Source organism: Micromonospora acroterricola (assembly GCF_003172955.1).
GTDB classification, from domain to species: domain Bacteria; phylum Actinomycetota; class Actinomycetes; order Mycobacteriales; family Micromonosporaceae; genus Micromonospora; species Micromonospora acroterricola.
Genome location: NZ_QGKR01000293.1, coordinates 1 through 9,169, shown reverse-complemented (window position 1 = coordinate 9,169; position 9,169 = coordinate 1). Strand labels below are relative to the sequence as shown.

8 protein-coding genes are annotated in these 9,169 nt (G+C 72.9%); 3 read left to right on the top strand and 5 right to left on the bottom strand.

Annotated features, from left to right (window positions below; genetic code table 11):
• Positions 1 to 133: 133 nt before the first annotated feature.
• The gene (locus DKT68_RS25445; protein ID WP_109819909.1) at positions 134 to 1,330 is read left to right on the top strand and encodes a thiolase family protein; all 1,197 of its coding nucleotides are present in this window, start codon (positions 134 to 136) and stop codon (positions 1,328 to 1,330) included.
• Positions 1,327 to 3,396: a 3-hydroxyacyl-CoA dehydrogenase NAD-binding domain-containing protein gene (locus DKT68_RS25440; protein WP_109819908.1), complete on the top strand. Its 2,070-nt coding sequence runs from the start codon at positions 1,327 to 1,329 to the stop codon at positions 3,394 to 3,396. The genes DKT68_RS25445 and DKT68_RS25440 overlap by 4 nt, the downstream gene beginning before the upstream one ends.
• A gap of 324 nt (positions 3,397 to 3,720) precedes the next feature.
• On the opposite strand, the gene DKT68_RS31225 is transcribed toward DKT68_RS25440, so the two are convergent.
• From DKT68_RS31225 to DKT68_RS25420, 4 genes are all read right to left on the bottom strand, one after another.
• The gene (locus DKT68_RS31225; RefSeq protein ID WP_161556695.1) at positions 3,721 to 4,134 is read right to left on the bottom strand and encodes a VOC family protein; all 414 of its coding nucleotides are present in this window, start codon (positions 4,132 to 4,134) and stop codon (positions 3,721 to 3,723) included.
• Positions 4,131 to 4,538 carry a VOC family protein gene (locus DKT68_RS25430; protein WP_109819906.1) on the bottom strand — a complete coding sequence of 136 codons (408 nt, stop codon included), beginning with the start codon at positions 4,536 to 4,538 and terminating at the stop codon, positions 4,131 to 4,133. The genes DKT68_RS31225 and DKT68_RS25430 overlap by 4 nt, the downstream gene beginning before the upstream one ends.
• Before the next feature lie 171 nt (positions 4,539 to 4,709).
• The gene (locus DKT68_RS25425) at positions 4,710 to 5,888 is read right to left on the bottom strand and encodes a sensor histidine kinase (protein ID WP_109819905.1); all 1,179 of its coding nucleotides are present in this window, start codon (positions 5,886 to 5,888) and stop codon (positions 4,710 to 4,712) included.
• Entirely contained in the window at positions 5,885 to 6,553 is a 669-nt protein-coding gene (locus tag DKT68_RS25420) for a response regulator transcription factor (RefSeq protein WP_109819910.1), read from the bottom strand. The genes DKT68_RS25425 and DKT68_RS25420 overlap by 4 nt, the downstream gene beginning before the upstream one ends.
• A 139-nt stretch (positions 6,554 to 6,692) precedes the next feature.
• Between DKT68_RS25420 and DKT68_RS25415 the strand changes: the two genes are divergently transcribed.
• On the top strand, positions 6,693 to 7,916 hold the full coding sequence (locus DKT68_RS25415) for a peptidase C39 family protein (protein ID WP_109819904.1): 1,224 nt from the start codon (positions 6,693 to 6,695) through the stop codon (positions 7,914 to 7,916).
• On the opposite strand, the gene DKT68_RS25410 is transcribed toward DKT68_RS25415, so the two are convergent.
• Positions 7,917 to 9,169: outer membrane protein assembly factor BamB family protein (locus DKT68_RS25410; protein WP_109819903.1), on the bottom strand; the 1,253-nt coding region annotated here is incomplete at its 5' end.

Sequence of the window (9,169 nt, the reverse complement as noted above, 5' to 3'; positions counted from 1 at the left end):
GCGGGGGGCACGGACGGGGTTGGTTACTGGCGAGTAGCATCCGGGGGGACGTGCCCGTGTTGGCGACCCTCATTCGCTCCGGAGTGCCGCCTGCCGGCGCGAAGGCCGAATCATGGTCGAAAAGGAGGCTCAAGTGCCCCGTGAAGTCAGGGATGTCGTCTTCGTCGACGGCGTCCGTACCCCGTTCGGCAAGGCGGGTGGCATGTACGCCAACACCCGCGCCGACGACCTGGTGATCCGTTGCATCCGTGAACTGCTACGCCGCAACCCGCAGCTGCCGCCGGAGCGGGTCGAGGAGGTCGCCATCGCGGCCACCACCCAGATCGGCGACCAGGGCCTCACCATCGGGCGGACCGCCGCCCTGCTGGCCGGGTTGCCCAAGACCGTTCCCGGCTTCGCCATCGACCGGATGTGCGCCGGCGCGATGACCGCGGTGACCACCGTCGCCGGTGGCATCGCCATGGGCGCGTACGACATCGCCATCGCCGGCGGCGTCGAGCACATGGGCCGCCACCCGATGGGTGAGGGCGTCGACCCCAACCCGCGCATCATCGCCGAGAAGCTGGTCGACCCGTCCGCGCTGGTCATGGGCGCCACCGCGGAGAACCTGCACGACCTGGTCCCGCACATCACCAAGGCGCGCACCGACGCGTTCGCGCTCGCCTCGCAGCAGAGGACCGCCAAGGCGTACGCCAACGGCAAGCTCCAGGACGACCTGGTGCCGGTGGCCATCCGCGACGCCGAGGGCGGCTGGGGTCTGGCCACGGTGGACGAGGCGCCGCGGGACACCTCGCTGGAGAAGCTCGCCACCCTGAAGACCCCGTTCCGCCCGCACGGCAAGGTCACCGCGGGCAACGCGGCCGGCCTGAACGACGGCGCCACCGCGAGCCTGCTGGCCGACGAGGCCACCGCCCGCGAGCTGGGCCTGCCGGTCGCCATGCGGCTGGTGTCGTTCGGTTTCGTCGGCGTGGAGCCGGAGGTGATGGGCGTCGGCCCGATCCCGTCGACGGAGAAGGCGCTGCGCATCGCCGGGCTCAGCATCGACGACATCGGCCTGTTCGAGCTGAACGAGGCGTTCGCCGTGCAGGTGCTCGCCTTCCTCGACCATTTCGGCATCGCCGACGACGACCCCCGGGTCAACCCGTGGGGCGGCGCGATCGCCATCGGCCACCCGCTGGCCTCCTCCGGGGTACGTCTGATGACCCAGCTGGCCCGCCAGTTCGCCGAGCACCCCGAGGTCCGCTACGGCCTCACCGCCATGTGCATCGGCATCGGCATGGGCGGCACCGTGATCTGGGAGAACCCGCACTGGACGGAGGGCAACAAGTGAGCGCGCTCGCCGCACCGAACGAGGTCGTCACCCGGGCGCTGCTGCGTCAGGTGAACGTACCGGGGCTGGACCGTCCCGCCGCCCTGATCACGCTGGACAACGGCTTCGACCACACCAAGCCGAACACCTTCGGGCCGGCCGGCCTGACCAGCCTCGACGAGGCGATCACCGCCGCGCTCGCCGCCGACCCGGCGTTCATCGCGGTCACCGGCAAGCCGTACATCTTCTGCGTGGGCGCGGACATCGTCGGCCTGCCGCAGCTCGCCGACCGCGCGCAGGCGCTGGAGATCGGCCGGCTCGGTCACCGGGTCTTCGCCCGGCTCAAGGACAGCAGGGTGCCCACGTTCGCGTTCGTCAACGGCGCGGCGATGGGCGGCGGCCTGGAGCTGGCGCTGCACTGCCACTACCGGACGCTTTCCGGCGGCGCCGCGGCGCTGGCCCTGCCCGAGGTCTCCCTCGGCCTGGTCCCCGGTTGGGGCGGCACCCAGCTGCTGCCGAACCTGATCGGCATCCCCGCCGCCACCCAGGTGATCATCCAGAACCCGCTGATGCAGAACAAGATGCTCAAGCCGAAGCAGGCCGCCGAGCTGGGCATCGCGGACGTGCTGCTGGAGCCGGCCGACTTCCTCGAGCGGTCCCTGGAGTGGGCCGCCGGCGTGGTCCGAGGTCAGGTGACCGTGACCCGGCCCGAGGTCGACAAGGACATGTGGGCGGGCGTGCTCTACTTCGCCCGGCAGACCCTCGACCAGCGGCTGCACGGCGCGGTCCCGGCCGCGTACAAGGCACTGGACCTGTTGGAGACGGCGAAGGACGGCGACTTCGCCGCCGGCACCGCCGCCGAGGACGAGGCCCTCGCGGACCTGGTCTTCTCGGAGGAGCTGCGCAGCGGCCTGTACGCCTTCGACCTGGTGCAGCGGCGGGCCAAGCGGCCGGCCGGCGCACCGGACAAGGGCCTCGCCCGCCCGGTCACCAAGGTCGGCATCGTCGGCGCCGGCCTGATGGCCAGCCAGCTGGCGCTGCTGTTCGCCCGCCGCCTCCAGGTGCCGGTCGTGATGAGCGACCTGGACCAGTCCCGGGTGGACAAGGGTGTCGGCTACGTGCACACCCAGATCGAGAAGGCCGTCACCAAGGGCCGGATGGACAAGGGCACCGCCGCCAAGCTGTACGGCCTGGTCAGCGGCACGGTCGACAAGAACGCCTTCGCCGACGCCGACTTCGTCATCGAGGCGGTCTTCGAGGACCTGGGCGTCAAGAAGCAGGTCTGGGCCGAGCTGGAGAAGATCGTCTCCCCGGAGGCGGTGCTCGCCACCAACACGTCCAGCCTGTCCATCACCGAGATGGCCGCGGAGCTGGAGCACCCGGAGCGGGTGGTCGGCTTCCACTTCTTCAACCCGGTGGCGGTGCTGCCGCTGCTGGAGATCGTCCGGGGCGAGCGCACCGACGACGCCACGCTGGCCACCGCGTTCGCGGTCGGCAGGCAGCTGAAGAAGTCCTCGGTGCTGGTCAAGGACGCCCCGGCGTTCGTGGTGAACCGGCTGCTCACCCGCTTCCTGGGCACCGTCTTCGCCGCCGTCGACGCCGGCACCCCGCTGGACGTGGCGAACAGCGCGCTGGACCCGCTGGGCCTGCCGATGCGCCCGCTCGCCCTGCTCCAACTGGTCGGGCCGGCCGTGGCGTACCACGTCGGCGGCACCCTGCACGCGGCGTACCCGGACCGGTTCGGCGTCAGCGAGAACCTCAAGCGGATCGCCGACTCGGGCCAGCCGATCGTGGCGGACGACAAGGTCAACGAGGAGGTCGCCAAGCTGCTCGTGGTCGGTGACCAGCCGCTGACCGCCGAACAGGTACGGCAGAACGCGCTCGACGCGCTTGCGCAGGAGATCCGGCTGATGCTGGACGAGGGCGTGGTCGCCGAGGCGCAGGACATCGACCTGTGCATGATCCTCGGCGCCGGCTGGCCGTTCCACCTGGGCGGGGTCACGCCGTACCTCGACCGGACCGGCACCAGCGAGCGGGTCACCGGAAAGCGGTTCCTGCCGCGCGGGGCGGCGAGCCTGCCCCTCTGACCGATCGCAGCACCACCGTCGCGGTGGTCGGACCGTCCCTGTGGACGGCCCGGCCACCGCGGTCGTTTCTCCGCCAGCTGTCCGCGTGGGACCACACGAGGATCCGGCAAGACCGACGGTGTGCCGCTGGGCGTCTGCGTCTGGGCCCGACCGGGGCAGCGTGGGTCTCGTGGTGGTCTTCTTCAAGACCGGCGCGGAGGCGAAGGCCGAGTTCGCCACGATCCGGGGCCAGGCCGAGCAGCGCTCCTGATCCGTGCAACCGTGCCCCGGCCACCCTCGGGTGGCCGGGGCACGTGCTGGCGGAAGCGGCCGTACCGCCGGCGCCTAGGCTGGGTCGACGTCACCCGCCGACGTGGCGGGCGACGCGGCCCGCTCCGCCGCGCTGCGCAGCACGCAGAACTCGTTGCCCTCCGGGTCGGCGAGCACCACCCAGCCGGAGCCGTCCGGCCGAATCTGGTCGTCGACGCGCGTCGCGCCGATGCCGAGCAGTCGCTCGACCTCCTCGTCCCGGGTCCGGTCGGCGGGTTGCAGGTCCAGGTGCAGCCGGTTCTTCACGGCCTTGCCCTCGGGCACCGCGATGAACAGCACCTCCGGGCCGCCCGGCGGCAGGAGCATCGCCTCCGTGTCGCCGGGGAAGTCGTCGGGCTGCCGGGGGCAGTCGAAGACCTGCGACCAGAAGCCGGCCAGCGCGTACGTGTCGTGACAGTCGATGCTGATGTTGTGGATCGTCGAGCTCACGGTTGGTCCTCCACAGTGGTGGCGGGGACACGTTCCCCAGCGCTGCGTACCACGCAGAACTCGTTCCCCTCGGGGTCGGCGAGCACCGCCCAGCCCGTCCCGTCGGCGTGCCGCCGGTCGGCGACCAGGGTGGCCCCGAGGCCGAGCACCCGCTCGATCTCCTCATCCCTGGTCCGTTCGACGGGTTCCAGGCAGATGTGCAGCCGGTTCTTGGTCACCTTGTCCTCCGGCACCGCCTGGAAGAAGAGGTTCGGGGTCGCCTCGTCCGGTGGCAGCAGCGCCGCCTCGGGATCACCCGGGGCGTCCTCCGGATGCCGGGCGTACCCGAGCACCGTCGACCAGAAGCCGGCCAGGGCGTACGTGTCATGACAATCGAAACTGATGTTGCGGATCCGTGGGTACACGGGTGTCCCCTCCGTGCTGGATGGGGACGCTCCGCCTCCGGGGGTCAGCCGAGGAGGACCCGGGGCGCGGAGTCAGTGGTGGTGGACATCGACGCACCCCCCTTCGATCTCGAGCTGACCGCGTGATCTTTCCATCGGGTACCCGCCGGCCGCAACCCCGGCACGAACCGGTCAGCCGCCGACGGCCGGCACCGGGCCGGTCGCCGCCGGGGCGTCCGCCGACGGCAGGGTGACCGTCACCTCCAGGCCGCCGCCGGGCTGCGCGACCACGCGCACGGTGCCGCCGTGCGCGTCGCAGACCGCTCGGACGATGGAGAGCCCCAGACCGGAGCCGCGGGCGCCGGTACGCTCCCGGCCGCCGCGCCGGAACGGCTCGAACAGCCCCGGCACGTCGGCCTGGTCCACCTCGAAACCGGTGTTGCCCACCACCAGCCAGGAACGTTCGCGGTCGGTCCCGGTGCGCACCCAGAGCTTGCCGTGCAGGTGGTTGTAGCGGACCGCGTTCTCGATCAGGTTGCCGGCCAGCCGGTCGAGCAGGCCCGGGTCGCCGACCACCGGCGCGGACTCCAGCGACGTCTGCACCCGCAGGCCGATCCGCTCCACCTCCCGCCGCATCGCCGACAGCGCGTTCGCGGTGCCGGCGGCGAGGTCACACTCGGTGCGGCGGCCGAGCCGCCGCCCGGCCTGCGCCTCGCTGCGCGCCAGCACCAGCAGCGCGTCGACCAGGCCGTTGGCCCGCTCGGAGGCGTCGCGGACCACGGTCGCCATCCGGCGGTACTCGGCGGCGTCCGCATCGTCGTCGCTGAGCGTCACGTCGATCTCGGTCCGCATGACCGCGAGCGGGGTACGCAGCTCGTGCGAGGCGTTGGCCACGAAGCGCTTCTGCGCCTCGAACGCGGACGCGATCCGGTCCAGCATGGCGTCGAACGTCTTCGCCAGCTCCGCCACCTCGTCGTCGGCGCCCGAGTAGCCGATCCGCTGGTCCAGCGTCGCCTCACCGAGGCGCTGCGCGGTCGCGGTGACCTGGTGCAGCGGACGCAGTGCCCGGCCGGCCACCGCGTACGCGCCGGCCACCCCGACCACGCTGATCGCCAGCAGAGCGACCAGCCCCTTGGCCAGCAACTCCCCGGAGGCGGCGTCGACCAACTGGCGCTGCCACTGCGCGGCGTCCAGCACCCGGCCGTCGGACAGCACCACGGTCGTGCCGGGCAGCAGCTCGTCGGTGGGTCGCAACGCGTCGCGCACCAGCAGCCACGCCAGCAGCACCAGGATCGCTCCCGCGCCGATCAGCAGCACGCCGTTGAGAACGGTCAGCCGCAACCGCAGAGTGGGCCGCAGGCGGCGGCTCATGCCCCTACCTCGGCCGTGCGGTAGCCCGCGCCGACCACCGTCTCGATCAGCGGCGGGTCGCCGAGCTTCTTGCGCAGCGTCATCACGGTGACCCGGACGATCGTGGTGAACGGGTCGGTGTTGGCGTCCCAGACCCGTTCCAGCAACTCCTCGCTGGAGACCACCGCGCCGCGCGCCCTGAGCAGCTCGCTGAGCACCCCGAACTCCTTGTTGGTCAGGTCGACCGGTACACCGGCCCGGGTGGCGACCCGGCGGGCCGGGTCGAGCACCAGATCGGCCAGTTCGAGCACCGGCGGGGCGGCCGGGGTGGCCCGCCGGCCCAGCGCCTGCACCCGGGCGACCAGCTCGTCGAAGGCGAACGGTTTGGGCAGGTAGTCGTCGGCGCCGAGCTGCAACCCCTCCACCCGGTCGGCGACCGTGCCGCTGGCGGTCAGCATCAGCACCCGGGTGAGCGCGCCGGAGGCGGCCAGGTCGGCGCAGATCTGGTCGCCGTGCACGCCGGGCAGGTCGCGGTCGAGCACGACCACGTCGTACCGGGTGACGAACGCCGCCTCGTGGCCGGCGTCGCCGTCGTAGGCCACGTCGACCGCCATCCCCCGCTTGCGCAACCCGCGCGCGATCGCGTCGGCGAGGTTGCGCTCGTCCTCCACCACCAGTACCCGCATCCCGGCCTCCTCGCTGCTGACCACCGACAACCTAGTGCCGGCCGGCAACACATCGTCCCTCGCCGCCCGCGCCGGCCGGCGTTGCGGACCATCCCGGCGTACGCGATGCTTCCGGGACCGAGCGACGGACGGACCTGTCATGACCATCGCGGCACCACCCGCGCAGCGGGACATCGCCTACCGGGGCTTCCACCTGCCGGCCGACGGGACGGCCGGCACCGGTGACGGCCTGCGCGCCGACGATCGGGGGCTGACCCCGGCCGGCCCGGACCCGTCGGTCGCCCGGGGCAGCTGGACGTCACCGCCGGTGCCGGTCGGTTTCCCGGTCGTCGAGGTCGTGCCGTCCTGGACCGCCGACACCCCCGACGGCTGTTGGATCGAGGTCGAGCTGCGCGGCTGGCACGGAGACGGACCCAGCACCGGCTGGTACCAGCTGGCTCGCTGGGCGGCCGACGACCGCACGGTACGGCGCACCTCGGTGCCCGGGCAGCGCGACGGCGACGCCCGGGTGGACACCGACACGCTGATCGTGACCGGAGCGGTGGTCACCGGCTGGCAGGCCCGGGTGACCCTGTGCGGGCCGGCCGGCAGCCCGTCCGGCCCGGTGCTGCGGAGCGTCGGCGCGGTCGCCACCGGCGCCACCCCGACCGACCTCGGCGCGGTCGCCACCGGCCCGATCCCTCCCGACGTGGCGGACGGGTCGGGATGCGGCGCGGACGCCGGCCCGGTGGTGGAGCCGTCGAACGCCGCGCGCGGGAGGGTGCTCGACGTGCCCCGCTACTCGCAGCGGCTGCACGCCGGCCAGCACCCGCAGTGGGGTGGCGGTGGCGACTCGTGGTGCAGCCCCACCTGCATCTCGATGGTGCTCTCTTACTGGGGCGCCGAGCCGGCGCCGGAGCGGTACGCCTGGGTCGAGCCGGTCGGCCCGCGCCCGGTGGTGGTGCACGCCGCCCGGCACTGCTACGACCACGCGTACGCCGGTGCCGGCAACTGGCCCTTCAACACGGCGTACGCCGGGCTGCACGGGGTGGACGCGTTCGTCACCCGTCTGCGGTCGCTGGCCGAGGCGGAGGCGTTCATCGCCTTCGGCATCCCGTTGATCGTCTCCGCCGCGTTCCGGGCCGGCGAGGTGCCGGGGTTGGCGTACGACACCAGGGGGCACCTGATGGTGCTGGTCGGCTTCACCGCCGACGGCGACCCGGTGCTCAACGACCCGTACGCGCCGGACGACGACGCGGTACGCCGCACCGTGCCCCGGCAGCGGTTCGAGGCTGCCTGGCAGCGGGGCAGCGGCGGGGTGGCGTACGTGCTGCGGCCGGCGTCGGTGCCGCTGCCCCCGCCGCCCGCCCAGGCCAACTGGTGATCAGTCGGGCAACTGCCACAGCCCGTACGAGCCGTCGACCAGCCGGCACAGCAGCCGGCCGGCGGTCGCATGGCACTCCCCGCTCGCGTTCGGCAGCACGTCCAGCATCCGTACCGTCCCCGCGCGGATGTCCAGCTCGGCGACGAGCAGCCCGCCACCGGGATACCGGCGTAGCCCGATCATCGGACCCCCGGGATCGGACCCGGCCAGCTCCCAACGGCCCAGCTCGGCTAGCACGCGACCGGTCGGCGGATCGAGCACGACCAGTTGCTCCGCCCCGGGGCCGGCGCTGCTCAACGTGGTGGCCATCAGCCGGCCGTCGACCGGCCAGACCCACCCCCAACGCTCGCTGCTCCAGAGTTCCCGACCGGTCGCGGGGTCGACCGCCCGCAGCCCGTTGGAACGGGTCTGCAGACACAGGACGGGGCCGCAGTCCGACACGAAATCGATCCGGTCGGCTGTGCTGCTCCAGCGCCGGTCCAGCCGGTCCAGCCCGTACGCGGTGACCGCGACCGGTGCCTCGCCGACGATCAGAAGCAGGTCGTTCACCACCTGCACGGACCCGAACGGCCCGCCGCCGGGTGGGCGCAGGTCGGCGCGGGCCAGCACCGCACCGGTGGTCGCGTCACGTACCTCGACCGGCCCGTCCACCTGGTTGACGACCACCCGCTCCACCCCGCGCCCGGTACCGCCGTAGATGGTGTAGTCGGAGGTGGTGGGTAGCTGCCAGCGCAAGGTGCCACAGCATGGATCAACCGCGCGTAGGCTGACCGGCTCGTTCTCGCCGCCGGACTGGAACAGCAGGTTTCCGTCGGCCAGCTGGACGGGGCTGCCCGGCTGCTGCCACCGGTACGCCCCGGTCGCCCGGTCCAGCACCACGGTCAGCGTGCCCTGGCGGTCCGGGCCGATCTCGTGCCCGGTGACCAGCAGCATCCCGGCCGCCGACGCGACTCCCCAGTACCGGCCCTCCGCGGGCAACGGCACCTTCCAGACCGGCTCGCCGCCGGGCAGCCGGAAGGCGGCCAGCCGCCGCTGCGGCGTCTCAGGGGTGATCGGGTCGATGACCAGGAACAGGTCCCCCAGGTCCATTACATCGGCCCCGAGCATGGCCGGCAGCGTCACGACGGCCCGCCGGGGCGGCGGTGCGGCGGCGGCCAGGGTGACCAGCACGAAGAGTAGGACCAGCGCGCAGCGCAGCGGCCGGCCGTTCGCGCGGGGCGGGCGGGGCAGCGGGGCGGGCTCCGGCTCGTGCC

Excerpts from the sequence above, each read along its gene's own strand:
- DKT68_RS25415 (WP_109819904.1), top strand. The coding sequence starts at position 6,693 with ATGACCATCGCGGCACCACCCGCGCAGCGGGACATCGCCTACCGGGGC.
- DKT68_RS25425 (WP_109819905.1), bottom strand. The coding sequence starts at position 5,888 with ATGAGCCGCCGCCTGCGGCCCACTCTGCGGTTGCGGCTGACCGTTCTC.
- DKT68_RS25420 (WP_109819910.1), bottom strand. The coding sequence starts at position 6,553 with ATGCGGGTACTGGTGGTGGAGGACGAGCGCAACCTCGCCGACGCGATC.